This window comes from Paenibacillus sp. PSB04 (assembly GCF_025809195.1).
Classification (GTDB): Bacteria; Bacillota; Bacilli; order Paenibacillales; family Paenibacillaceae; genus Paenibacillus_AQ; species Paenibacillus_AQ favisporus.
This window is the reverse complement of sequence record NZ_CP081301.1, coordinates 2,568,066-2,590,834: the sequence shown is the minus strand read 5'-3', so window position 1 is coordinate 2,590,834 and position 22,769 is coordinate 2,568,066. Positions and strand designations below refer to the sequence as shown.

At 51.0% G+C, this 22,769-nt stretch carries 26 protein-coding genes; 11 read left to right on the top strand and 15 right to left on the bottom strand.

Features of this window, described 5'->3' with window-relative positions:
* Positions 1-26 precede the first annotated feature (26 nt).
* A complete protein-coding gene (locus tag K2F33_RS12150) occupies positions 27-440 on the top strand; it encodes an RrF2 family transcriptional regulator (protein ID WP_263881819.1) in 414 nt (137 codons plus the stop codon).
* The gene (locus K2F33_RS12145) at positions 409-1,788 is read left to right on the top strand and encodes an MFS transporter (RefSeq protein WP_263881818.1); all 1,380 of its coding nucleotides are present in this window, start codon (positions 409-411) and stop codon (positions 1,786-1,788) included. Before K2F33_RS12150 ends, K2F33_RS12145 begins: the two co-directional genes overlap by 32 nt.
* Before the next feature lie 113 nt (positions 1,789-1,901).
* Here the strand turns inward: K2F33_RS12145 and K2F33_RS12140 are convergent, their stop codons facing one another.
* Together K2F33_RS12140 and K2F33_RS12135 are read right to left on the bottom strand one after the other, a co-directional pair.
* On the bottom strand, positions 1,902-2,063 hold the full coding sequence (locus K2F33_RS12140) for a hypothetical protein (protein WP_263881817.1): 162 nt from the start codon (positions 2,061-2,063) through the stop codon (positions 1,902-1,904).
* A 47-nt stretch (positions 2,064-2,110) separates the two neighbouring features.
* The gene (locus tag K2F33_RS12135; protein ID WP_263882345.1) at positions 2,111-2,425 is read right to left on the bottom strand and encodes a hypothetical protein; all 315 of its coding nucleotides are present in this window, start codon (positions 2,423-2,425) and stop codon (positions 2,111-2,113) included.
* Positions 2,426-2,557: 132 nt separating this feature from the next.
* Here K2F33_RS12135 and K2F33_RS12130 point away from each other — a divergent pair, with 132 nt between their 5' ends.
* On the top strand, positions 2,558-3,067 hold the full coding sequence (locus K2F33_RS12130; RefSeq protein WP_263881816.1) for a tetratricopeptide repeat protein: 510 nt from the start codon (positions 2,558-2,560) through the stop codon (positions 3,065-3,067).
* Positions 3,068-3,209: 142 nt separating this feature from the next.
* Here K2F33_RS12130 and K2F33_RS12125 read toward each other — a convergent pair whose 3' ends face one another.
* Positions 3,210-3,923, bottom strand: a complete 714-nt coding sequence (locus K2F33_RS12125; protein WP_263881815.1) for a class I SAM-dependent methyltransferase — start codon at positions 3,921-3,923, stop codon at positions 3,210-3,212.
* 181 nt (positions 3,924-4,104) lie between these two features.
* Between K2F33_RS12125 and K2F33_RS12120 the strand changes: the two genes are divergently transcribed.
* Positions 4,105-4,278 carry a hypothetical protein gene (locus tag K2F33_RS12120; RefSeq protein WP_167372913.1) on the top strand — a complete coding sequence of 58 codons (174 nt, stop codon included), beginning with the start codon at positions 4,105-4,107 and terminating at the stop codon, positions 4,276-4,278.
* A gap of 135 nt (positions 4,279-4,413) precedes the next feature.
* Here the strand turns inward: K2F33_RS12120 and K2F33_RS12115 are convergent, their stop codons facing one another.
* Positions 4,414-5,229: an alpha/beta fold hydrolase gene (locus K2F33_RS12115; RefSeq protein WP_263881814.1), complete on the bottom strand. Its 816-nt coding sequence runs from the start codon at positions 5,227-5,229 to the stop codon at positions 4,414-4,416.
* 26 nt (positions 5,230-5,255) lie between these two features.
* Positions 5,256-6,497, bottom strand: coding sequence for a YbfB/YjiJ family MFS transporter (locus K2F33_RS12110; protein WP_263881813.1), 1,242 nt, complete (start codon positions 6,495-6,497; stop codon positions 5,256-5,258).
* A gap of 115 nt (positions 6,498-6,612) precedes the next feature.
* Between K2F33_RS12110 and K2F33_RS12105 the strand changes: the two genes are divergently transcribed.
* A complete protein-coding gene (locus tag K2F33_RS12105; RefSeq protein ID WP_263881812.1) occupies positions 6,613-7,485 on the top strand; it encodes a LysR family transcriptional regulator in 873 nt (290 codons plus the stop codon).
* A gap of 77 nt (positions 7,486-7,562) precedes the next feature.
* On the opposite strand, the gene K2F33_RS12100 is transcribed toward K2F33_RS12105, so the two are convergent.
* Positions 7,563-8,318, bottom strand: coding sequence for a hypothetical protein (locus tag K2F33_RS12100; RefSeq protein WP_263881811.1), 756 nt, complete (start codon positions 8,316-8,318; stop codon positions 7,563-7,565).
* A 195-nt stretch (positions 8,319-8,513) separates the two neighbouring features.
* On the opposite strand from K2F33_RS12100, the gene K2F33_RS12095 reads away from it, so the two are divergent.
* Positions 8,514-9,308 (top strand): SDR family NAD(P)-dependent oxidoreductase, encoded by a 795-nt coding sequence (locus K2F33_RS12095; protein ID WP_263881810.1) that lies wholly within the window; start codon positions 8,514-8,516, stop codon positions 9,306-9,308.
* Positions 9,309-9,449: 141 nt separating this feature from the next.
* Here the strand turns inward: K2F33_RS12095 and K2F33_RS12090 are convergent, their stop codons facing one another.
* On the bottom strand, positions 9,450-10,241 hold the full coding sequence (locus tag K2F33_RS12090; RefSeq protein ID WP_263881809.1) for an AraC family transcriptional regulator: 792 nt from the start codon (positions 10,239-10,241) through the stop codon (positions 9,450-9,452).
* Positions 10,242-10,343: 102 nt separating this feature from the next.
* On the opposite strand from K2F33_RS12090, the gene K2F33_RS12085 reads away from it, so the two are divergent.
* Positions 10,344-10,793, top strand: a complete 450-nt coding sequence (locus tag K2F33_RS12085; RefSeq protein ID WP_212985316.1) for an SRPBCC domain-containing protein — start codon at positions 10,344-10,346, stop codon at positions 10,791-10,793.
* 85 nt (positions 10,794-10,878) lie between these two features.
* Here the strand turns inward: K2F33_RS12085 and K2F33_RS12080 are convergent, their stop codons facing one another.
* On the bottom strand, positions 10,879-11,307 hold the full coding sequence (locus K2F33_RS12080) for a MarR family winged helix-turn-helix transcriptional regulator (RefSeq protein WP_089548784.1): 429 nt from the start codon (positions 11,305-11,307) through the stop codon (positions 10,879-10,881).
* A 161-nt stretch (positions 11,308-11,468) separates the two neighbouring features.
* Here K2F33_RS12080 and K2F33_RS12075 point away from each other — a divergent pair, with 161 nt between their 5' ends.
* Entirely contained in the window at positions 11,469-12,764 is a 1,296-nt protein-coding gene (locus K2F33_RS12075) for an amidohydrolase family protein (RefSeq protein ID WP_263881808.1), read from the top strand.
* Positions 12,765-12,856: 92 nt separating this feature from the next.
* Here K2F33_RS12075 and K2F33_RS12070 read toward each other — a convergent pair whose 3' ends face one another.
* The 6 genes from K2F33_RS12070 to K2F33_RS12045 form a co-directional block, all read right to left on the bottom strand.
* Positions 12,857-14,281, bottom strand: a complete 1,425-nt coding sequence (locus K2F33_RS12070) for a hypothetical protein (protein ID WP_263881807.1) — start codon at positions 14,279-14,281, stop codon at positions 12,857-12,859.
* A gap of 120 nt (positions 14,282-14,401) precedes the next feature.
* A complete protein-coding gene (locus K2F33_RS12065) occupies positions 14,402-15,574 on the bottom strand; it encodes an MFS transporter (protein WP_263881806.1) in 1,173 nt (390 codons plus the stop codon).
* A 229-nt stretch (positions 15,575-15,803) separates the two neighbouring features.
* Positions 15,804-16,082: an ArsR/SmtB family transcription factor gene (locus tag K2F33_RS12060; protein WP_263881805.1), complete on the bottom strand. Its 279-nt coding sequence runs from the start codon at positions 16,080-16,082 to the stop codon at positions 15,804-15,806.
* Between the two features lie 271 nt (positions 16,083-16,353).
* Positions 16,354-16,896, bottom strand: coding sequence for a DinB family protein (locus tag K2F33_RS12055; RefSeq protein ID WP_263881804.1), 543 nt, complete (start codon positions 16,894-16,896; stop codon positions 16,354-16,356).
* A gap of 66 nt (positions 16,897-16,962) precedes the next feature.
* Positions 16,963-17,910, bottom strand: coding sequence for a helix-turn-helix transcriptional regulator (locus K2F33_RS12050; protein ID WP_212985321.1), 948 nt, complete (start codon positions 17,908-17,910; stop codon positions 16,963-16,965).
* Positions 17,911-17,953: 43 nt separating this feature from the next.
* Complete coding sequence (locus K2F33_RS12045) at positions 17,954-18,568, bottom strand: TetR/AcrR family transcriptional regulator (protein ID WP_076173867.1); 615 nt, start codon at positions 18,566-18,568, stop codon at positions 17,954-17,956.
* 136 nt (positions 18,569-18,704) lie between these two features.
* Here K2F33_RS12045 and K2F33_RS12040 point away from each other — a divergent pair, with 136 nt between their 5' ends.
* On the top strand, positions 18,705-19,901 hold the full coding sequence (locus K2F33_RS12040; RefSeq protein WP_263882344.1) for an MFS transporter: 1,197 nt from the start codon (positions 18,705-18,707) through the stop codon (positions 19,899-19,901).
* 40 nt (positions 19,902-19,941) lie between these two features.
* Complete coding sequence (locus tag K2F33_RS12035; RefSeq protein WP_263881803.1) at positions 19,942-20,901, top strand: aldo/keto reductase; 960 nt, start codon at positions 19,942-19,944, stop codon at positions 20,899-20,901.
* A gap of 111 nt (positions 20,902-21,012) precedes the next feature.
* Here K2F33_RS12035 and K2F33_RS12030 read toward each other — a convergent pair whose 3' ends face one another.
* Positions 21,013-21,663, bottom strand: a complete 651-nt coding sequence (locus K2F33_RS12030; protein ID WP_263881802.1) for an SDR family NAD(P)-dependent oxidoreductase — start codon at positions 21,661-21,663, stop codon at positions 21,013-21,015.
* A 189-nt stretch (positions 21,664-21,852) separates the two neighbouring features.
* Here K2F33_RS12030 and K2F33_RS12025 point away from each other — a divergent pair, with 189 nt between their 5' ends.
* On the top strand, positions 21,853-22,713 hold the full coding sequence (locus K2F33_RS12025; RefSeq protein ID WP_256992972.1) for a helix-turn-helix transcriptional regulator: 861 nt from the start codon (positions 21,853-21,855) through the stop codon (positions 22,711-22,713).
* Positions 22,714-22,769 lie beyond the last annotated feature (56 nt).

Genomic DNA, 22,769 nt, shown 5'->3' with positions numbered 1-22,769 from the left:
AATTTATATTACAAATGGTGATGCAAATGAACAGCGATTTTATCGTGGCTGTGCACAGCCTTGTATTTCTGGCTTATGCGCCGGACAATCTGAAAACCAGTGATAATATAGCCAAAAGTGTGGCCGTCCATCCGGTGCGCGTTCGCAAAGTACTGTCTTTGCTCAGAAAGCATGGCTTCATTCAATCCAAGCATGGAGCTAAGGGAGGCTTCATCCTCATCCAGGATCCGCGGACAATTACCCTGGATAAGCTCTATGTCTTGACCTCAGAGGGATCCCTGAAGCCCAAATGGCCCGACGCCAATCAAAAATGTGCCATCGGCGCGAATATCGAGCGAGCTATGGACGGTATCTTTGAAACGACCGAACAACGGGTCGTGGCCAATCTGAAGGATTATACGATTGCCGATGTGTTGCACAGGATCGGAGAGCAGGATTAGGAACAGCCTGCTTCTTTATTTTTCGGATAATTGTAATAAAAAATATTACAATAATGCTGGAGAGGCAAAAATCATCTATTATATTTTAATTCTTTTACGTATATATGTAATAAAAATCATTACATTTTTTATTAAAATTACTACTATGATTAACATAAGGAGATTTTCTATGTCTAAATCACGTACAGTTAATCGCATGTCATTTTGGTTTGTGGCTTACGCCCTTTTGATTATTATGATGGGTACGAATATTCCGGCTCCCCTTTATAGCCTTTATGGGCAATTGTGGCACTTTTCAACGGGAGTGACGTCCTTTCTTTTTATTATGTATGTCCTTTTTTTGATACCCGCAAGCTTCGTGTTTGGTCAGCTCTCGGATCGTATTGGACGTAAAAAGGTGCTGCTGGCCGGCGTGATCGCAGCCGGAGCGGGTTCGCTCATGTTCTCGGTATCCCATAACCTCGCCATGCTGCTTGCTTCACGGGCGATTCAGGGCGTTGGCGTCGGTATCATCAATGGGACAGCTGTTGCGACACTGTCTGAGCTGCGCCCGGCAAGCAGCAAAACGGCCTCGCTGGTGGCATCGGTGTCCATCGCAATCGGGACGGCCATCGGTCCGCTATATTCCGGTCTATTGGGTGAATATTCATCCTCCCCCATTCGGCTTCCCTATGATTTGCATTTAGTGCTTTTAGGATTTGCCTTCCTTGGGTTATTAGCCGTACCGGAAACCCGCAAAATTGCAGGCGCACCCCAGCGGCTGAAGCTGCCTAGCGTGCCGGCCGTGATCCGGAAGCCGTTTACGATCTCGGTGTTGGCGTCGATCATCGCATGGGCGGTAGCCGTGTTTTTTATGACGCTGGTGCCGACGGTCATCGCCACCCAAATGAATCTTCATAATTTGGCCTTATCGGGCGCTGTTGTTTGCTTAATGCTCGGATTTTCAACATTATCCCAGATTCTGTTCAAGTCCTTGTCGGCATCGTCAGCCATCTATACAGGTTTTGCTTTGCTTACGCTCGGCATCGTGGGCGTTGTCATTGCAATTCCTACGCAGTCGGTTTTCCTCCTTCTATTAAGCACCGTGTTGGCGGGAAGCGGGCATGGGCCGGCCGCGTCAGGAAGTATGTCTTGGATCAATGAAATGTCCCCATCCGGAAGCCGGGCGGATATGATGTCGATCTTTTATGCGGTCACCTACCTGGGTGCCGGTATCCCGGTGCTTGCACTAGGCATCGGCGCCGAGTGGATTGGCTTTTATCAAGCGATTTCCATCTATTCCGGACTTATTGTCGTTTTTGCCGGGGTAGTTGCGCTCATTGTCCGGGGTTATCATACCAGGGCGTGATGAGCGCTTAAATCCTACATCCTTCCCTTCTCTGGCCTTTCTACCCAGTCTGATTGGCATGAGGTACTGAAAAAAGCCCGATTCACCTGTTGGTGGAATCGGGCTTTGCATGCTTATTCTTCGAAAAAATGATTTTTATCCACTCCAGAAACGGTTAGCAGAATGTCCGCCGAGTTGGCAACCAGCCTGAACTGATTGGCGTTCACCGTTTCCGCCGCTGCGGCTACAGATGCACCTTGCAGCTGACGATTAATGGCTCCAACTAAGGCATCCATGGTGGCATACCGCGAAACGAACGTGACGACGGCCGTATGCTCCCCATCTATTTCTCAGGGATATCCGTCTTTGAGTAATACCGAACCGTCTTCCCGGTTCTTTCAGCATACTCAATTTCTTTTTTTGTGCTGCTCCCCATATAACCTTCGACATCAATGACAAAGATTTCATCGGAAAAATCAATTTTTTTAAAATGAAGTTCGCCAAGCAGTTCTGCCTGTTCTGTCGTCAATTCGATTCCTTCACTTTGCTCAAAGAACGCTAGGCTTATCACAATATTTCCTTTAAGTGTTAAATAAGCGTTGGCCTGTTCAAACTGCCTTTTGAATTTAGTAGACCCGCATAAAGTAATTACTCGCATCATTTCACCCTCTCTAACCCAAAGAGCAAGCTTTCTATTCGTCATCATACCATTTGAACCAGACTTCAAATAGACGCCCTTCAGATGCTGTGTTAGAATTCCCTCATGTGGAAAAAAGAGGAGTGAAGCAACGTGCCAAAAGACCAGCTGCAGCAATTAATTGCTCTCCGTGAAAAGGGGCGCGCCAACCAGGATCAGGAGCTTCTGGCCGATGTGCGCGCCCGGCTGTTAGAGCTGCTGAACGAAGATCCGAATGATGCGCAGGTGAACTACCAGACCGCGATCGCCCATGACAACTCGGGATTGGGGAAAGAAGCCATCCCCTACTACGAACGCGCCCTGCAGCTCGGCCTTTCCGGTAACGATCTGGAGCGCTGTCTGCTCGGTCTGGGGAGCACCTACCGGTACTGGGGCCAATATGAGAAGTCGATCGCAACGCTCCGCAGGGGCGTTCAGGAGTTCCCTGACAACCGGGCACTCCAGGTTTTTCTGGCCATGGCGCTATACAACGGCAAGCAGTATAAAGAAAGCGTCGAACTCCTGATTACCAATCTCATGGAATCGACTACGGATGAAAAGCTGCATTATTTCAAGCGCGGCATTTTGGCCTATACGGAAGACTTGGACGAAACCGCAGAGTAAACAGCTCTTTCGTAAAATCCGGGGCGGTTCAGCATCTAACCCTCGGCGTTCTCATGAATCTCGCACGTTAGCAGAACAGCCTGCCGGCTTATGCCGACAGGCTGTTTCATTGCAGAAACCATGCGAGTAATTCTGTTTCTTTTTACTTTTTAGCAGCAAAGATAAAGGATTTGGCATGGAGCCCCGCCTGCTGGAATTCCCAGTCTCCGTATATATTCACCTGCTGAAAGCCTGCAGCAAGCAGATCCTGCCTGAGCGTCTCCCTCTCCCTAAAAATTAGCGTGTCGTCTTCGTTCCGAACTTCATGGGTATCCAAATTTTCATAAAAAGTATCGTACGTCACCAGAGGCAGATGAACCGAGGTCGTCTCATGCCAGGTTCTGATGTTCGCCTTCGTTGCCGGATCCACGACTTCACGAAGAGAGTGTTCCTTGGTCCAGCGTTCCCAAGCGCGTGCGAGAGGATTTCTGGTGTCAAACAGAAGGTACCCTCCCGGCCTCAAGGACTGAAAAATGTTGTGCAGCGTGGCTGTCCATTCCGTGTCCGTCACAAAAACCTGTGCCACGTTGGACGTCATCATCACTACATCAAACCGCTCCGCCCCCAGTTTCTCGGACGTTCCAATCTCCCATAGCACAGCGTTCTTTGTGTCCTTCTGCTTGGCGATCCGAATCGACGCCTCGTCGGGATCCAAACCGGTCACGTGATAACCTTTACCCGCCAAATGCAGCGTCAGCCTTCCGGTTCCGCAGCCTAAATCAGCTATTCCGTCAGGCTTGATCCGCTCAATGATGCGCACGAAAAATGTATCGTCTTTCCCCCATCGGTTCAATTGATCGTAAATCGATTCGAACATCTTTTCCCTCCCGATTCGCTTCCTGAATTTTCGTTATTCTGATCATAGTTCATTGGCCTTTAGGGGGATAGGGAAAGAAAAAATATAGCCGTTTAATATCCGTGCAAGGATGCATAGACGCAGACTGGAAGTTGCATCCTAATGATAAATGGATGTTAGACAAGGGAGGCATCGAAACGAAATGGAAAAGGATAACCACTTAGCCAACGAAGCCGAAGCGAAAGAACAAGCGGCCAAAGCAAACCGTAACAAGGGTTCGGAAGCCCCGGACACCGAATTCGCCGGAGAACTCAGCCGCAGCGACATCAAGTCCGCGTTCAAAAATCCAATAACCGGCGAAGAACGGTTATATTAATTCTGCTTTACCGTGAATCAACGTTCGGTGCAATAGTTTGGGTGTCGTAACCAAGTAACAAAAAATAAGGTTAATCTTAAAGCGCAAGAAGCGCTCCTAAGGTTAACCTTCTTGTGTTTGGATGCCGGCGCTTTTTCAGTTGCTATACGGGTCAGCCAGAAAGCCGCTCACCGCTTGAGCATAACCGTTTAAATCATCGGAATGGACACCGTGACCGCATTGTTCGAAAACGACAAGCTTGGTGCCCGATCTTCTTGCCTGCATGCGTCTTGCCTGTTCGGTATCCAGGATAAAGCTCCTGCCGCCATGAATCAGGAGGATCGGGCAGCTTGAGCGCAGCCAGTCGTCCCACCACACCCCGTTGGATTGGGGGACGGATACCTGTAGCCCTTTCAAATCCGTTCGGAAGCCCCAACCCCATTCATCCTCCAGCACGCTTTCGGCAAAGTAGTCGATCGCCCGGAGTCCTGCGCTTGCAAGCGATTCCCTCAGCTGCTTCAAGGAAGGAGACCGGAACGGAAGCTTGGCAGCAAAGGAAAAGTCCGCATTAATCTCAGCGCCGATATCCTCCACGATTAAGGAGATCACCAGTTCAGGATAACGGGCTGCGAATTGATAAGCATTTAATCCACCCAAAGAATGCCCCAAAATCGTAACCGGCTGTCCCCCAAGCTCGGACTGGATCAGATTCCAAATATCCATTACATAATCTTCCCTGGCGTATTCCTGTCCGGGAGGATGGTCGCTCCATCCATGTCCCCGCTGGTCCAGAGCAATCACCCGCCAATCCTTGAATCGGGCCGCCAGCTCCGAGAAGGTCCTTGCATTAGCCATGTACCCATGCAGCATCACCAGCACCTGCCTGCTGTCGCCGCCAAAATCAAGATAGGACAGCTGAAGATTTCCCGATTTAAAATATTTTCTTTGTGCCCATGGAGTATGCTCCGTCATTGTACTGTTCCTCCTTTATATACGATTTAGGCGCCAAGATGCAGGTCGCGTGTTTTCGTTTTTCGCTGCTTCTGTCCATACAAGCCCGCCAACCCGGCGGATATTCCCATAAAGATCGCGCCTGACGCCGCGCCGAATTGCAAACCGTACTGCTGCACTCCTACCCCGCCGACGATGGGCCCCATCATTTGTCCTGCCGCGAAAAAGGCGGTGGCGATGCTGAGGCATGCTGCATAGGCACGATGTGGGACGTGGCGCCGAAGCAGCGAAGTCGTCATCAGCGGCGGAGTAATAAAAGAAACAAGCCCGATCGTCACCGCGCCTAGTGCGGTAAAGAACAAATTCCCGGTCGTTATGCCGAGCACCCCGACGGTTCCCAAGGACAGCCCTGCCGCCAGCGTATACCCGCTCGGCCACCGGTCGATAGCCCTGCCGCCGACCCAGCCGTTAAACATGCCCGCCAAGCCGATACCGGACCAGATTAATCCGGCGAAAAGGGCCGGTATGCCCCTGCTTACCAGATAAGGGATCAGATACGTGAAGTAAATAATGTATCCCGCACCAAAGAAAAAATAAGAACCGATTAAGAACAAGAGCTTCTCGGGGCTGAACAGAAGCCGGTATACTTTGACGCGTTGTTGATCCGGGGTTTTCACTTCTGCCTGGGACGATGAACTTCCCTGTCTCCGCTTGCTCGTGACCACCGCAAAACCGAACGCCGCCGCGATGCCAAATACGCCCATGGCTGCCCAAGCATACCGCCACCCCTGTAAATGGGACGGGTCAATCGTAAAGGGTGCGGATAAACCCGTGAGCAGAATGCCGGCGGAGCCGCCCAGCCAAATCAAGCCCGAAGCCGCTCCCTGCTCAGCCGGCCGAACGGCGTCCATTGCGATAGACAAGACGAGCACCGTGGCGAGAGCTGATAGAAATCCTATGGCAAAACGCCATAAACCGAGTTGGGCCAAATGATCACTGAATGCCGAGCCGATCATGGCCAATCCGAGCAAAAAGCATGTCGTTCGATTGATGCCATGCTTCCGGTCCGGAAACCGCGAGATCAATGAAGGCAGGCACAAGGTCCCAGCCAAGTAACCGATAAAATTGATTGTCCCCAACATACCCAATTGACTGTAGCTCCCCCCGATTTCCCGCTGAATTCCCGGCAGAAACATGCCGTAAGAGAGCCGGGAAAAACCGAGGATCACGACAAATAACAGTGATGCCCACAAGGTGATCCCGTTCCATGCCGATTTTTGGCCCATCATTTGATTTTCCTTCCATTGTTTGGTTTGAAATTAGTTTAAAAGAGCGCGATTATTTTGTAAAATTGAATTATATGAATGAATTGTTTAATTATCTTAAACTAAGGAGGGGACGAAGATGGATTTGCGAGCCTTAACAACGTTCGAAGCCTGCGTACGTCTCGGCCACTTCCAGAAAGCTGCCGAGGAGCTTCAGTATGCACCTTCTACGGTAACCCTTCAGATCCAGCGTTTGGAAGCCGACCTGGGTGTTTCTTTATTTATTCGGGATCGCAAACGTGTGATCGTCACCGAGGCTGGCCGATGGCTTCATCAAGAAGCCGGGACTTTGCTGAAGTCCGTCCAATCCATAAGGCAGACCGTCTCCGAAATCGCTTCGGGAGAAGGCGGGACCGTTCGTTTCGCCGCGATCGAACCCATCGCAAGCCAAAGATTGGCGGCGGTCGTGGCCGATTATTGCAGGCTGCATCCGAAAGTGCAGTTAACGATGGAAGTGAGCGGCAGCCAGCCGATTGCGGACAGGGTTCGGTCCGGCGAACTGGACTTTGGGATATGCTCGGTTCCCTCGGCGAAATTCATGCTGGATTTTGAACCGCTGTTCGAGGATCAACTCGGGGTCATGATGCATGTGGATCATCCGCTTGCCAAACGGGATGAGATTGCGGTAAGCGACCTCGCGGGACTTACGGTTCTGGTCAAAGAACCGACTTGTATCTATCGGAAGCTTTGGGAGAGGGCGGTGAGCCAAACGGAACCCCACCCTTTTGCTTGTATGGAGGTAGGAAGTTTCTTTGTCATTCAGCAAATGCTTAAGGAAGCATCCAGCGTGGGGGTCGTTCCGATGTACAGCGGACTCGAACTGGAGGGTTCTTTGGTCATCCGTCCATTTTCTGACATCCACCCTATCGTTCCGCTAGGCATCGTTTATAAAGATAAACACCTCTTGGGCAAAGCGACGACATTATTAATGGATGCGATCAGGGCGATTTAATTGCTGCACTATAGAAATAACTTGATGTAAAGTACGACGCCAAGAAGAAGCTGACCAATTGGAGCCAGCTTCTTTTTTTATTGATCAGAGGTAATTTGTATTTGATCTGCAGCAAACTCATGTAGGTCTTGATCATATTTATACGTTACATGAACAGTGCATACGTAGTCTGGAAGCACGTCATCAATGGGTCTAACAGATCCGACTATATCAACGGTCAGTTTCTGATCTTTTACATTGTTTAGAATGACATTACCAAAGTAAAGTTTGTTTTCATATTGACCATCTGAATTATGCATTAACGCTAACTCGCTGACTTTTTTACTGAATTTGTATTCTTTCCCTTGAGCCTTAGCCTTCACTAGCAGTTCATCGCCCTTTTGGCTAACTTCGGTTTCTATACCCGCAAGAATCTCCTCCACACGTTGTATCTTTATTTCCGAAAGGTTTTTCCCGTTTAAAATATGGGCTTCATTCGTATCTAATTCAGTACCATAGCCCGTAACCAGAATGATGACCGCTTCTTCTTTGCCATCCCCTGTCAGATCAACATAGGACACTTGTGGATTAGAAACACCTTTAAGTATGTTCCAATCGAATTTCTTTTGGCTGCCGTTAACGTCTACAATGACTCCATCTGTAGTTTCAAAAAGTTTTACCTCTCCATTTTCAGAAGCACTGAGCAGCTTAGATGGCTCTTGCTCTTTTTCAATCGAAGAAATTGCGGACTGTTCGACGTCTTGTGAACCACTCTCCGGCTTGTCCGAAGCGCATCCTGAAAACACAAAAGCAGCAGACAAAAACCATGCAGCAAATCCTATTCCCTTTTTCAATCCTAAGGCCCCTTTCCGGTCGTCTACAAATCATGTTAACAGAGCAAATCAAAAACTGATTTACTAAATTTTAATAATTAGCCATGACTTTCCAGTCCTGCGGGCGCCCTAAACTTGCCTGCCCCAATAAACTTTGATATTATTTAGATGTCTAAATATTAATGTTCTAAACAAAAAGGCAGGTGTTCATTTCATATGGCAAGAGTAGAAGGAAAAGTTGCCCTTGTTACGGGAGGAGCTTCGGGAATTGGGTTGTCCTCCGCAAGACTGTTGGCTAAAGAGGGAGCCAAGGTGGTGATTGCGGATTTCAATGTGGAAGGAGCACAGCAGGCGGCTGCTGAGATCAACGCACAAGGCGGAGAAGCCTACGGCCTGTTCCTCGATGCAGGCGACGAGAGCTCGATCCGGGAAGCTGTCGAGTTTACCGTCAAGCACTTTGGCACAATTACGGTGCTGTTCAATAATGTAGGCTTAACCAATCTTCAGAAGGATTTGGATGTTGTGAACATGGATTTGATGGAGTGGGACCGGCTCATGAATGTCAATCTGAAAAGCGTGCTGCTCGGCAGCCGCTTCGCGATCCCCCATATGATCGAGGCGGGCGGCGGATCCATCATCAATACGGCTTCCATGGCAGGGTTTACGGGCGATTCCATTCGCTCGGCATACGGTGCTTCCAAAGCCGCAGTCGTGAACCTAACGAGATATATCGCCACCCAATACGGCGCCTCCGGCATCCGCTGCAATGCGGTTGCACCTGGCTTAATTCTCACTCCCGCCGCTAAAAACAACATGCCGCCGCAAGTGCTGGACATTTTCGCCAAGTACAACAAGCTCCCGTACCACGGAGAACCGGACGATATCGGATACACCGTCCTATTCCTGGCTTCGGATGAATCGAAATTCATTACGGGCCAGACCATTCAAGTCGAAGGCGGGCACTATATCGCGAATCCGAGCATTCCTGATTTTGCTGACTTCATGCAATAAAATTCCAAGCCACCAAAGCGCATACTTTCATATATCTGCAAAAACGCCGGTCAAGACAACGTCTTGCCGGCGCTTTACGTTTGCAGGCTGAACAGACCTGTTCAATGATATTTCAAAATCTGTAAATAAAGTGCGACTACCTTAATCCCCCCGCCGGTAGGCATGAGGAGACGTTCCTACGATCGCCTTAAAATCTTTGCTGAAATGCGCTTGGTCAAAATAACCGAGCTCCAAGGCCACCGTCGTGATATCAGCTCCATTTTCAATCGCGTCGCTGGCCTCGTGCATGCGGTATCGCTGAATGACCCATTTGGGGCTTACCCCTAAGTACTGTTTAAACATGCGCTGCAGCGTGCGTTTGGATGCGTTGAACCGGTTCACCAGCAAATCTACGCTGGTCAACGAACGATCTTCCATGATCGCCCTGACGATCTTGTTCAGCTCGTCCACTTTGTCATCCGGCTCCGGAATGTTAATGGACAGCAGTCCTTCAATAAAGGCAACCCTCTCTTCCAGACGGTTCGACGCAAATATCCCCTTCTCTGCCGTTTCCGCATCAAACGGAAAATACCTGGAGATATCCACTTTACGGTCCACCAGTTCCGACATGGGCTCTGACGTATAACCGTAAAAAGCACCTGGACGATAAAGAATTCCTACAATCTGCCCCTTTCCCTGCAGCGTATAAGCCGCTTTCCTGCTTTCGATTCCGCAGACGTACGAACTTCCTTGTTCAAACACGATGTTGACCCCGGGATGCTGCAATACCTCCTGCGTATACGGCAGCTGCCCCTCTAAATTCCATTCGACGAACCAGTAATGCTGGATCAAATGCCGAAGCTGTTCTGATGGCAGATGACGTGTAATTCTAACGTTCGTTTGTGCCGGGTCAAAATGCAATATCCCTCGGTTAGGGTTCACCTGATAGCGCATCGAATTCCCCCTAATGACGCGTTTTTACAAGAAACCTGAAGGACGGAAATGGTACGTTACATGTATACAACGTAAATATTTTTGTTTCAAGGAGGATTCGACATGCAGTTAGAGTACACCTTCTACATTGGAGCCAGCCCCGAGGAGGTTTGGGACGTGCTGTTCAACCCTGAGAAATCGTTCCGCGCTTTTATGGGAGGCGTCATTCAATCGAATCTGCAGGCAGGCGACCCGATCCGGTTTGTCGGCCCTGGGCCTGACGGGGAAAACACGGTGCACATTTACGGAGAAATTTTGGCCTATGAAAAATACAGGGTACTCAGCTACACCGACCATCCCGGCCCCTCCCACTTCGCCGAACACGAGACGATGCAGAGCCGGGTAACGATCCGGTTAGAGCCGGTGGGATCGTGCACCAAACTGCACCTCATCAATGATCAATGGACCGACAGCAACCCTTTGTTCCTGAAAACCGAGAAGTTCTGGTGGATGATTCTAAGCAACATCAAGTCCATCGCCGAGACGGGCAGCCCCCTCGATTTCGGTTTTTAAACGCGCAGCCTGCACCAAAAGACGATCGTCCTTTAAAGGGGATGATCGTCTTTTTTGGGCTGTCCGATTGGTTCTCGCATACGGATTATAAGCGTTCATTAATTTTGACCAGCAGTCCCTTTAACAGCTGTTTCTCCTCTTCGGTCAGGGTCTGAACGATTTCGTCCTCCACCTTCTGAAAGGATTCGTTAAAGGCATCAATCAATTCAACGGCCTTTGGTAAAACATAGATGTTTTTCTGCCGTTCATTATTGGCCGGAATTTTCCGCTCAATATATCCTTTTTTCTCGAGGCCTTGGAGCATGCTTGTTATGCTGGCCCCCTGCAAATGAAACCGATCGGCTAAATCCCTTTGAATGATATCTTTATCCTGGTTTTTATGAATATAATCAAGGACTTTGCCTTGCTGCGCGTTTAATCCCAGCTCTTTAATGCTTTCATCCGCCTTTTTCTTCAACTTCAGGCCGATAATCTGAAACAAGTCCAGATAGAGTGTATCCTTGCGAGGTTTCATGATCGTTCCTCCTCAAAATGTTAGGAGACTAACTTTTAACATTTAAACTATACGGGGATTCCAGAATCTTGTCAATTTAAATATTAGTTTATTGACTGTTAGAAAACTAACTGTTATACTTCGAACTGTCATCAAGCACACATCCAAGGAGGAATAACGAAATGAAGAATACGCTGGACAAGGTTACGGCCATTATAAATGCACGGATTTTCGACGGGGAACAAGTGATTGAGGCAAGAAATGTGCTCATTCAAGGGGAGACCATCATTGCCGTGGGCACTGACGTTCCGGAGGATGCAGTCATCGTGGATGCAAATCATGCTACATTATTGCCGGGCTTGATTGATGCCCATGTTCACACTTCCATTGGAGGATTAAGGGATGCTGTAAAATTCGGTGTGACGACCGAACTCGAAATGAACGGTGATTTTACGGAAAGAGGACGGGCGATTCAGCTGAAAAATGTGGAAGGCGCCGCCGATGTCCGTTCCGCCGGAACGGCGATCACCGCTCCGGGCGGTCATCCGGATGAATTGCTGCCCGATGGAGACGAGATCCCCGAGTTCGTGTTAAAGGAATTGGAGAAGTTATCGAAGGAAGACCGGGAAGCGATGCTGGCGGCTTACGCCCACGATCACGAAGAAGTGCCCCAGGTGACGACGGTGGAAGAAGCGATCAAACACGTGCATACCCAGGTGGAGAATGGCGCGGACTATATTAAAATCATGATTGAAGAAGGCACGGTCATGGGTGCCCCCGGCCTGCCTGTCCTGAGCGACGAAATTCTTAAAGCTGCCGTGGAAGAGGCTCACAAGTTTGATAAAATCGTCATTGCCCACGTCCTGACGGCTCGTTCTTCGCAGACCGCCATCGCTCTCGGAGTGGACGGATTGGGCCACCTGTTTATCGACAGACCTGAACTCACGCCCGATTTGGTCCAATCTATTGCAGATTCTGGCGCGTTCGTAACGCCATGCCTCGTATTGAACTCGTCCATCCTTGGAAATCCGGCATCCGATTTGGCCAATGATCCGCGGGTGCATTCCAAATTAAGCCCGGAATGGATCGATATTCTGAACTCCAGCTTCAATACGTTCCCGCAAGGCGATATGGAGAACAGCTTTAAGAACGTGATGGATCTTCATCGGGCCGGCGTCGACATTCTGGTTGGAACGGATGTCTCCCCTGTTCCCGTTCCAAATCTCGGCGGCCTTGCGCATGGTGCCAGCGTCCATCATGAAATGCAGCTGCTCGTTCAAGCCGGGTTCACTCCGATCGAAGCGCTCCAGTCCGCCACCTCGAAACCGGCCCGCCGCTTCGGGCTTCACGATCGCGGACGGATTGCCGCAGGTTCGCGCGCAGACCTTATTCTGGTGAATGGCGACCCAACAAGTCATATCTCGGATACCTTGTCGATCGAATCCGTGTGGCTCAGAGGCGTGCAGCAGCAATGTTAACCTGAAGGAGCATTCGATACCGGAAGCTTGTTATCGCCGCGCTGACCCGTAGAAAAAAAGGCTTCCCCTTATTGGGAGAAGCCTTTTTGGACTTACAACACTAAAAACTGCGTCCCAAAGCCCTTGCCGGAAACATAGGCTTTTTCCAATTCTTCTGGATCGCCGTTGTCTAATATAACCACATTTTCGGGATACAGCTTACCAAGCAATGCCCACCGAACAAGCTCGTTTCCATCGGTTGGAATGAAGTGGATTCCGTCTGTATTTGTCACCAATCCGGAAAGCGCAAGGATGTCCGCTGCCGAATGCAGGCTGACAGAGGTACGCTTCACAATAGCGACATCGGCGTTGTCGTTTCCTTCGGGCCGGTACATAAAGCGATGCCCTCTAAAGAGCTGACCGAGATCCACCGAAAATTCACGTCCGTCCACTTCCAAGCTCAATCGCAGGGTCGTTCGATCAGAAGCCGTAATCGGCAGTAAACGCGCGACGTTCGGACCAGCGATCTCCCCTAAAGAGACAGGAAGCGTATCCTTATTCCCTGGCGTACCGCTTCCCGCATCGGTGCGCGGTGCCGCATAATAATCGTCATATTCGTAATCGAACGAGATCGCAGCCATATCCTGCGTTTCTTCTGCCTGTATCGTTTGTACCGGATGCCATTTCAGCAGGTACCGAGCCGCCGTCCCGGCCGGCTCTCCCAGCCCGGCAGGCAATACGGTGCCCAGACGATATTGGAATCCGTAACCGGCTTCGGACAGACCCGAGCTGACCACACTTTGCGCATACTGGACAATCGACTTGTGTGTCAACTTTTTCCCAAGCAGCTGAGTTAAAAAGACCTCCCGGGCCGGTTCCAGAAAACGGAGCCCTTTAAACTCCTTATGTTCCTTCACTTCAAACGGAACCTGCTCCCAATTGGCAAACGGAAGCAAGGCATCCCGCAGCAAAACCATTTGGTGCAGGTATTCATTATAGATCTGCATGATTCTTGGGCCCCCAAAGGGTCCCCAAACCTGTGCAACAGCGTCAGGGATCAGGGCATGACCGTAGCAGTGGCTTCTAAATTCCAGCTGGCCAAGCGTTTCCGGCCCATAACTCGCGAGCGTCCTCTTCTCCGCATTCATTTCCCGCGCCCAGCTTACCAGCTGCTCGCCGATGCGCACCGCCTGGGCTGTCAGTTCGACGCCGGCTTTATCCTCTAAAGCCAGGGGACCAAGCGGCAAAGATGACACGCGTCCGGAAATCGCCAAGTTGGCCTGAAGGCTGTCCAGCAGCACCGCCGGATCGCCGTTTACCGGTTCGCCAAGCTGGACCAGCATCGCCTCAAGCAGGGGATCGAGCGCCCTGACGACCTCTTTTGCCCGATATATACCGGCAGGCAAGTTCCAATCCAAGGCGCTGCCCGCCCCTTGCCGGATCGAGTCATTCGGAGATTTTCCAATTCGCGGCTCCACATCGATTTCCTTTCCCCATACGATACGGTTATCATTCAAAATAAGTTGATAATCAGACATATTTTCCACCTCATTTTAAAGTTTTGTGGTTGCATACGACAGCAATTTGTTCTGTTCAAATGATCCCTGCAGGCATTTTTCAAGGCCGGGCATCCCCCCTTTCACAGTGAGCTCCAGAGGTTAATTGCTCAGTACCGATTCTTCTTTTCTGCTTTTGAGCGAAAAAGAGTACAGCGCAGTGATCACGCTAAGCAGAATGCTTACCGCTCCTACCCATCCCAGCTGCATCAGGGACGTCTGATTGGCCACCCATCCGCCTACCCCGGCGCCTACCGCCATTCCAAGCTGCAGCATGGAACTGTTCAGTCCCAGCGCAAGACCCGAAGTCTTCGGGGAAAGGGAGATGAGGTAATATTGTTGAGCGGGAGTCGTCATCCAAGCCGCTCCGAACCAGACCGCCAGAATGATCAGCGCGCTCACCATCGTGGCTGCGGCAAGCGGAAGTACGGCCAGTGCGGCTGCATGAAGAAGCAGGCTGATGAGCAGCGTTTTGCCAATTCCCCACTTATCCGCGCCGTACCCGCCAAGGCGTGATCCCATGACAGCGAACAGGCCGCATACGAAGAGCGCCGTGCTGATCATCGTCGTATTCATGCCCACGGCTGTCTCAAGAAAAGGTGCAATGTATGTAAACATCAACTGATACCCGGCAATCCAGAAAAAAGTGATCATCAAGCCGCTGACCATTCGGCGATCCTTCAGCGCAAGCAGCTGGTCCCGAATCGAAGTCGGCTTCTGTTCTTGTACCTTCGGCATCCACGCGGCGATTCCGATCATGGCAAGCACACTCAATGCCGCAATGAGCATAAACACCGGCCGCCATCCCCAATATTCGCCGATGATGGTTCCGAGCGGAGTGCCTGCAACCAAGGCAGTACTAAATCCCATATAAATGATGCCGATGGCATTCCCTTGCTTTTGGGGCTCCACCAGGCTGGAGCCGACCATGAGGGCCACCACCGTAAAAACGCCTTGACTGGCTGCCAGAATCATTCTGGAAATCATCAGGACGGTAAAATTCGGACTAAAGAAGGCGACCAAATTACCAATGACAAACAAAGTAAAGGTCAGCAGCAGCAGCCTTTTTCTCTTCATTTTGCCGGTAAACGATACAAGGATCGGGGTTCCGATCGCAAATACAACGGCATACAGCGTAACTAATTGCCCGGCTGTGCCTACGGATACGTTCAAATCATTCGAGATCATCCCCAAAATCCCCATGACGACCATTTCAGCCGTCCCCATGACAAAGGCGCCGAAAGCAAGCAGATAAACGAGTCCCATTTTATTCATTGATTCCTCTCCTTTTAGGTTATTACCATGAATATCTTGATGTTTTTATACTTATCGAAATATTGATCATAAAAATACATACATGTTAAACCACATCCTTCTTGTGTTCTTATAGATTTAAAACTATCAATCTATTGGTCAAAAAAGAAACTGCCGCTAATGACAGCACACTCATTTGGATCTTATCTTAATATATTTAAATTTATCGAAATATGGGACCGAAAAAAAATTAATCTGGCTGAAGCACGACATGACGATCTAATGTATCCTGATTGACCCGATAAAAGTGATAAGTCCCTTCCTTGCGCGCCAGCCTCAACACCCCGCACTCCACCAGCTGTTTCAGATGATGCGACAGGGTGGAACCTTTATAATTCAGCTGCTCCTCAATCTGGCTGCAGCTTAATTCATCATGCTTGCATAAGAGCTTGACGATATTTAACCGGGTCGGCTCTCCGAGTGCTTTGTATATTTTTACAGCTTCCTGATGTGACTGATCCTTGTTCATAGGGTTGCCCTCCTTCCATAGGTTTATAATTCTATATTTATCGATATACTAAGCGATGAAATTTCCTTTGTCAACAGCGATCTAGAATAAATATGATTCCTTCTGACCAACCCCCTTTCCCTAGAGCAAATGCCCCGCTGGCTGTGGTGTTTTTAAATGGAGCAACCGTTAAGTAAAAAAACAGCCGCAGCCAGGGAAGATGACAAGCCCTGGACTGCGGCTGTATTTTCTGCTTTTGGGGCCTCAGAATACAGGCGGCAACGCTAACGGGCTAAACCAGGCTTAACTCGCCTTTCAACCGCTCCAGCTGCATAAAATGGTGCCGGTAATGCATCTCAACCAGCAAAAACCATTCCGCGGCGGTTAAAGGACCAAAACGCGGATGCGGGATCTTAGATTGCTCAGACGCTCCGGCCAGAGCGGGCTCCGTCAGCTTCATCCGTTCCACTACACTCCGGAGCCCTTCGATAATCTGCTCCTTGCTCTCCGGCTGCTGCGGAGTGTACTGCGGTGATGCCGGGACCCGGACGCGGACAGGCGGAAAGCTACCCAGCTCGTATACCTTCCTGCCAATCTCCGTCTTGTCCTCCGCGGTGGCGAGTGCCGGCCCGTTGCCGGCCAGACAGCTATCGACATGCTGCAGATGCATGAACTGCGCCGTTTGAATCAAATGGATATACATCTGCCCAATCGACCATTCTTCCTCGTTCGTTTTTATCAGCAACTGCTCCATATCAAAGTTCTCCAGTTCAATCAAATACCGTTCTACCGACGTCTCCAAATCCTGCAACGCGTTCGCTGTGCTTTTCAACATGGGAACAACTCCTCTTTATTTATGGATTTTCTCCCATTATAAAAAACCGCTCCTGACAACAGCGTGTCAGTAGCGGTTTAATATGTTTTCGGCCTCGGTCTGAATTTGGCGGCGGAAGGATTCCGGCTCCAGCACGACAACCGCCCCGCCCCAACCGAGGATATAGGGGAGCAGCTCCTCCGGCTGACGCACGCGAAAGGTGACCCGCAGTCCGTCCTCCCGTTCTTCCATTTCCTCCATATAAAAATGCGTGGTCTCGGCGATTTTGTCGGCGATATCCGGATTCGCCCGAACCACCACCCGTAAGTTGCGGTCATCGGGCGGCTGGTAACGCTTCAAATCGAATCCGGCCGGCATGGCAAAGCCCTCCTCGAGCACAGCAAGCTCCGTCATCCGCGACAATCGGAAATGGCGGATATCCTGCCGCAGGTCGCAGTGCGCGACCAATGTCCAATTCCCCTGAACGAGCGTCAGTCCGTATGGAGCCGCCTCCCTTATATTCATCCGGCTCCCGTCCGTTTCCGGGTATTTTTTTAAATACGCAAACCTGATTTTGCGGCGCTCCAGAATCGCACGCCGAATTTGTCCGAGATAGTCCTTTTCCTTCCGGCTGGTTACCGGCTCGCCGGCTTGGAGAAGGCGCATCGTTTCCCGCACTCGCATCGACTCAGCGCGTACCGGCTCCGGCAGAACCGCTTCAATTTTGCGTTTGGCCGCCTCCGCCACCGGGCTGTAGTCCGCATCCAACCTTTGCTCGATAAAGTCCGCGCCCATCAGCAGGGCCACGGCCTCTTCCGCCGTGAAGCTGACCGGAGGCAGGAAATAACCCTCCATCAGGGAATAGCCCTGCCCGGGAGCCCCGGCGATCGGAACCCCCGCTTCGCTTAGTGCCTGAATATCGCGGTAGATCGTCCGGACGCTCGTCTCGAACCGGGCCGCCAAATCCTCTGCTCTGACCAGCTTGTTTCGCTGCAGCTCCAGCGTAATGGCGAGCTGCCGTTCCGTTTTGTTCATGTTCTCTCCCCCGTTGCTATCATCAGACGATTTGTATTCCTTGTCATCCGTTTTTTCGAGACAGGGCATCCCAGATGCTCATCAACTGAGTGATAGCTGCATCAATTTGTTCGAACGGGATACCGTCTCGCGCCTGCGTCGATATGCCAAGGAGAAAGGTGTTGAACAAAGACACCAGCATGGGAACATCGACCGTGTCGGGCAGCTCACCATTCGCAACTGCCCGTTCGATGCAGTCCTTAATCCCGTCCCGGTTTTTTTCCCGCTCCTTGGCCAGCATTTCTTGGATATGCTGGTTCTCGGGCGAACAGCTTATACCGGATAACACCACCAAACAGCCCAGGGGATGAGAGCCTTCGGTCTGCATTCGCGCCGAGCGGCGCAGCCCTTGTTCGATGGCAGCCTTCGGTGCCAATCGTTGATCATGAAAGCTCTCCATCACCCGGCCGTAAGTTGCTTTATACCGTTCCACCGTCTCGCGAAACAGCGCCTCTTTCGATTCAAACGCCGCATAAAAGCTAGCAGCGGATATATGCCCCATCGCCGCGCGCAATTGGGCCAGCGAAGTGGATTCAAAGCCGTGCTCCCAGAACAGAAACATCGCAGCAAGTACGGCCTCGTCCCGATTAAACGCACGGGGGCGTCCTGTTCGTGGCATACGATTACCCCCTTCATGAATTTTATACTAATCGATCCATAAGTTCTTGACAAGTCAGCCCAGCTGAACTTAGTATATGGAATGATCGATCCAGAAATTAGGTTACCATTCGAAGGAGGTCACTCACTTGTCCCATATGTCATCTTCCACGGAAGTGGTCCAGCCGGTATCCGTCCCATCCAGGCTTCCCTGGCTGGCGCTGCTGGCGCTTGCCATGACCGGTTTTATCTGTATTCTCACGGAAACCATTCCGGCCGGGCTGCTGCCGCACATCGTGGAAGGGCTGAATATTTCCAAAGGAATGGCGGGTCAGCTCGTCACCCTGTATGCCATCGGCTCGCTTGTGGCAGCCATTCCGTTCGCCATGTTTACCGCCGGGATGAGGCGGCGTCCGCTGCTGCTCGCCATTATTGCCGGATTTTTGGTATTCAACACCATTACCGCTATTTCGAGCAGTTATGCCCTGACGCTTGCAGCCCGTTTTTTTGCCGGTGTGGCCGCCGGCGCGGCGTGGGGCATGATCGCCGGGTACGCGCGGCGAATGGTACCGGATGCTTTAAAAGGCCGCGCCTTGGCAGTCGCCATGGTAGGAACGCCGATTGCTCTTACCTTCGGCGTACCGGCTGGAACCTTGCTCGGCGACCTGATCGGCTGGCGGGCCGTATTTGGGCTTATGTCCCTTCTGACCCTTGTTCTCATGGTTTGGGTGCTGTGGAAGGTGCCGGATTATCCCGGGCAGCCCGCAGACGAGCGCATGACGATGGGTCAAGTGTTTGTATTGCCCGGCATCCGCCCCATTCTTATGGTGGTACTCACCTGGATGTTGGCCCATAATATCCTATATACGTATATTGCGCCGTTTCTCGAGCGTTCCGGGCTGGGCAGCCGCGTTGATCTGGTCCTTCTGGTCTTTGGTCTCGCGGCGATTGTGTCGATCTGGATTGTCGGTTTGCTCATCGACCGCAAGCTGCGCCTGTTGACGCTGCTCAGTCTGCTCGGTTTTGCGCTGGTTTCGGCCGCATTATGGGTGGGCGGCACATCGGTACCCGTCGTCTATGCCGCCGTCGCATTGTGGGGACTTACTTTCGGCGGAGCAGCTACGCTGCTGCAAACCGCTCAAGCGAATGCAAGCGGCGAAGAAGGCGTGGACATCGTGATGCCCATCAATACGACCGTATGGAATCTGGCCATCGCTGGCGGGGGCATCGTCGGCGGAGCCTTGCTGGAGCTCATCGGCGTCCAATCGTTTCCGGCCGTGCTGCTGATTCTGCTGCTGATCGCTTGGATCATCGCCTGGAGCGCGAAGCGGCATGGCTTTCCCGGAAAAAGATAATCGTCTTTGTCCTATCCCACTGTTAAAGGAGAAATAAACGATGAAAACTTTTCAATTAAAAAACATAACGATCCCGGCTGTAGCCCTCGGTACCTGGTCCTGGGGGAACGGCGCCAACGGAGGAGATGCGGTTTTCGGGAATAACCTGACTGCCAAGGATCTGAAGCCCGTATTTGATGCGGCGATGGATGCCGGATTAAATCTTTGGGACACGGCCGCAGTTTACGGCATGGGCGCTTCGGAGACGATTCTGGGCCAGTTCATACGCGGGAGAAATGACGTCCTGATCTCAACAAAATTCACGCCCCGCGGCGAGCAGACGGATGAGGCTGTTGAAGAATTTCTCGCCGGGAGCTTGCAGCGGCTTGAAAGGGATCATGCCGACGTGTATTGGATCCACAATCCGAAAGACGTCCAGCGGTGGACCTCTAAGCTGATCCCGTTGATGAAGAGCGGAAAAGTTAAATACGCCGGGGTCTCCAATCATAATTTGGAGGAAATCAAGCTCGCCGCGGACATTTTGGCTCAAGAGGGGCTTCAGCTCTCAGCCGTTCAAAACCATTACAGTCTGCTCTATCGTTCCTCGGAAGAAGCCGGCATTATTGAATACTGCAATGCCAATGATTTGATCTTCTTCTCCTATATGGTGCTGGAGCAAGGGGCGCTGACCGGGAAATATGATACAAAACATCCTTTTAAAGCAGGGACCCGCCGAGGAGACGCCTTTGATGAGAAGGTACTTGCCGAGCTGGAAGATCTGATCGGGGTCATGAGAGAAATCAGCCTCCATCACCATGTTGAACCTGCTGAAATCGCCATTGCTTGGGCGATCGCCAAAGGAACGGTGCCGATTATCGGTGTGACGAAACCGTCCCATATCGCCAGCGCCGTGTCGGCTATGGACGTCCAATTATCGGATGCTGAAATCGAAGAACTGGAACGGTCCGCCAAGTCAACCGGCGTGGAAATTCGGGGTGCATGGGAAAAGAGCATGATATAAGCTTGGTCGGTCTATACTTACCACTATTGAGGTAAAATAAAGGACAGCTGCGAGCGCTTTGCAGCTGTCCTTTTTATGAAACGATCCTTGCCCATGAATAAGCGCCTATGATTATTCCTTAAATAAATATTCCTTCCGGTCTCTATTGGTATACAATTCCCAATATACATCGGCGATCCGGTCCGGATCGTAAAAAGTCCCTCGCTGAACATGATCGGCGATTAGAACCTGGCCCACATAAATTCCATGGGGCCCCAGCGTCTCGGCCAGGGAAAGCGCAAGTGAGCGGACCGCGGCTTTGCCAATGGATAAAGAAGCATACAGTGGATTCGGGTTCAATGCAATACCGCCCCCTGTGAAAAAGAGCGTCCCCTGTTTCCGTTCGACCATGTCCGGAATGACTTGCTGCGCGCTGGTCAACGCGCCGACCGTATTTACTTTCAAATCATCGATCAGCTGCTGTTCCGTTAACGATAACGCATCTCCTGGCGCAATGTGCGCCGCATTATATACCAGAACATCGGTGATTCCATATAAGTTTTCAATCTGTGTAAAGGCTGCTTTGATGGGATCCGGATCTGAAGCATCTGCAGTTATTCCATACGATTCGATATGCACCTGACGAAGATCCTCCAAGCTGCGCTGCAGCGAAGTCTCGGTTCTTGATAGAAGAACCACCCGGAAGCCATTGCTCCCGAATTTGCGGGCTATACCCGCGCTTACGCCATCCTTACCACACCTTCTTTCAGATATTGGCTTCATTCGTGATCTTTATTTCTATATTTCTAATAATATAAATATAAAGATTTTTCGTCAAACCCTTTAATTCCATTTTTTTCAATGCAGTTAAACCGTCCAGAAGCGGAAGATGGAAATCAACAGGTTGAAAGGATTACAATGTTCTAAATGGCTGTTGTCGGCCTACTTGGAAACGCAAGGATGGTGGCGTACATGAAAATGAAAACAACTCGTTCTTCTTCTCCATTGGGCGATTTCATTAAATCGCGCAGGGAACGGCTGCAGCCTTCTGAAGCGGGGATCCAGCCGCTGCCCGGAAGAAGGCGTACCCCAGGGCTTCGGCGGGAAGAGGTCTCGTATCTTGCCAATATGAGCGTGACTTACTACACCTGGCTGGAGCAAGGCAGAGAAGCTAATCCTTCGCCGGAAGTGCTGTTAAATATCAGCCATGCGCTGCAGCTCGACGAAGACGAGCAGAAGCATCTGTTCGATTTGGCCCATGTGGACCCGGCAAGCGCCGGCGCCGTTCCGAACAGCGAGGAGCCGGATTCCGGCGTGCTGCAGCAAATCGTCGATCAACTGTGGTACCCTTCGTTCATCACGGATGCGGGCACGGATGTGATCGCCTGGAACCGCGCCGCAGAACTGATCATCGCCGACTTCGGCCGTATGCCGGAGAATGAAAGATATATGCTGAACATTATATTTTTCAAGGAGGATTACCGTAAACGGCTTGTGAACTGGGAAAACTTCGCCCGCTACTCGGCGGCGGTGCTGCGGGCAAGCTATGACCGAAGCCAAGACAACCCGTTGTATATGGAACGTTTCGAACGCTTGAGACGGGAAAGTGAGGAATTCGAGTACTACTGGAACCTCTACGAAATCAAGCAAAAGCGTGTAACCACCGCTTTGTTCCGCCTTCCGGACGGTCAGGAAATGGAGTTTATGCTCCATTCGGCGGCCGTCATTGACGGCGACCCGGACCTTCACTGGTGTTTCTTCGTACCGGTACCCGGTTCAGGCACGGAGGAGAGGTTAATGTCTATGCTGGAACAAGACCGGCTGCCTCAATAGAGCAGAACCTATCTCGCCTGGATTACAGGTGGACATTGGCTTATGATCGTAGACTG

Excerpts from the sequence above, each read along its gene's own strand:
- K2F33_RS12150 (WP_263881819.1), top strand. The coding sequence starts at position 27 with ATGAACAGCGATTTTATCGTGGCTGTGCACAGCCTTGTATTTCTGGCT.
- K2F33_RS12145 (WP_263881818.1), top strand. The coding sequence starts at position 409 with ATGTGTTGCACAGGATCGGAGAGCAGGATTAGGAACAGCCTGCTTCTT.
- K2F33_RS12140 (WP_263881817.1), bottom strand. The coding sequence starts at position 2,063 with ATGGATGCCTTAGTTGGAGCCATTAATCGTCAGCTGCAAGGTGCATCT.
- K2F33_RS12135 (WP_263882345.1), bottom strand. The coding sequence starts at position 2,425 with ATGCGAGTAATTACTTTATGCGGGTCTACTAAATTCAAAAGGCAGTTT.
- K2F33_RS12125 (WP_263881815.1), bottom strand. The coding sequence starts at position 3,923 with ATGTTCGAATCGATTTACGATCAATTGAACCGATGGGGGAAAGACGAT.
- K2F33_RS12120 (WP_167372913.1), top strand. The coding sequence starts at position 4,105 with ATGGAAAAGGATAACCACTTAGCCAACGAAGCCGAAGCGAAAGAACAA.
- K2F33_RS12115 (WP_263881814.1), bottom strand. The coding sequence starts at position 5,229 with ATGACGGAGCATACTCCATGGGCACAAAGAAAATATTTTAAATCGGGA.
- K2F33_RS12110 (WP_263881813.1), bottom strand. The coding sequence starts at position 6,497 with ATGATGGGCCAAAAATCGGCATGGAACGGGATCACCTTGTGGGCATCA.
- K2F33_RS12105 (WP_263881812.1), top strand. The coding sequence starts at position 6,613 with ATGGATTTGCGAGCCTTAACAACGTTCGAAGCCTGCGTACGTCTCGGC.
- K2F33_RS12095 (WP_263881810.1), top strand. The coding sequence starts at position 8,514 with ATGGCAAGAGTAGAAGGAAAAGTTGCCCTTGTTACGGGAGGAGCTTCG.
- K2F33_RS12090 (WP_263881809.1), bottom strand. The coding sequence starts at position 10,241 with ATGCGCTATCAGGTGAACCCTAACCGAGGGATATTGCATTTTGACCCG.
- K2F33_RS12085 (WP_212985316.1), top strand. The coding sequence starts at position 10,344 with ATGCAGTTAGAGTACACCTTCTACATTGGAGCCAGCCCCGAGGAGGTT.
- K2F33_RS12080 (WP_089548784.1), bottom strand. The coding sequence starts at position 11,307 with ATGAAACCTCGCAAGGATACACTCTATCTGGACTTGTTTCAGATTATC.
- K2F33_RS12075 (WP_263881808.1), top strand. The coding sequence starts at position 11,469 with ATGAAGAATACGCTGGACAAGGTTACGGCCATTATAAATGCACGGATT.
- K2F33_RS12070 (WP_263881807.1), bottom strand. The coding sequence starts at position 14,281 with ATGTCTGATTATCAACTTATTTTGAATGATAACCGTATCGTATGGGGA.
- K2F33_RS12065 (WP_263881806.1), bottom strand. The coding sequence starts at position 15,574 with ATGAATAAAATGGGACTCGTTTATCTGCTTGCTTTCGGCGCCTTTGTC.
- K2F33_RS12060 (WP_263881805.1), bottom strand. The coding sequence starts at position 16,082 with ATGAACAAGGATCAGTCACATCAGGAAGCTGTAAAAATATACAAAGCA.
- K2F33_RS12055 (WP_263881804.1), bottom strand. The coding sequence starts at position 16,896 with ATGTTGAAAAGCACAGCGAACGCGTTGCAGGATTTGGAGACGTCGGTA.
- K2F33_RS12050 (WP_212985321.1), bottom strand. The coding sequence starts at position 17,910 with ATGAACAAAACGGAACGGCAGCTCGCCATTACGCTGGAGCTGCAGCGA.
- K2F33_RS12045 (WP_076173867.1), bottom strand. The coding sequence starts at position 18,568 with ATGCCACGAACAGGACGCCCCCGTGCGTTTAATCGGGACGAGGCCGTA.
- K2F33_RS12040 (WP_263882344.1), top strand. The coding sequence starts at position 18,705 with ATGTCATCTTCCACGGAAGTGGTCCAGCCGGTATCCGTCCCATCCAGG.
- K2F33_RS12035 (WP_263881803.1), top strand. The coding sequence starts at position 19,942 with ATGAAAACTTTTCAATTAAAAAACATAACGATCCCGGCTGTAGCCCTC.
- K2F33_RS12030 (WP_263881802.1), bottom strand. The coding sequence starts at position 21,663 with ATGAAGCCAATATCTGAAAGAAGGTGTGGTAAGGATGGCGTAAGCGCG.
- K2F33_RS12025 (WP_256992972.1), top strand. The coding sequence starts at position 21,853 with ATGAAAATGAAAACAACTCGTTCTTCTTCTCCATTGGGCGATTTCATT.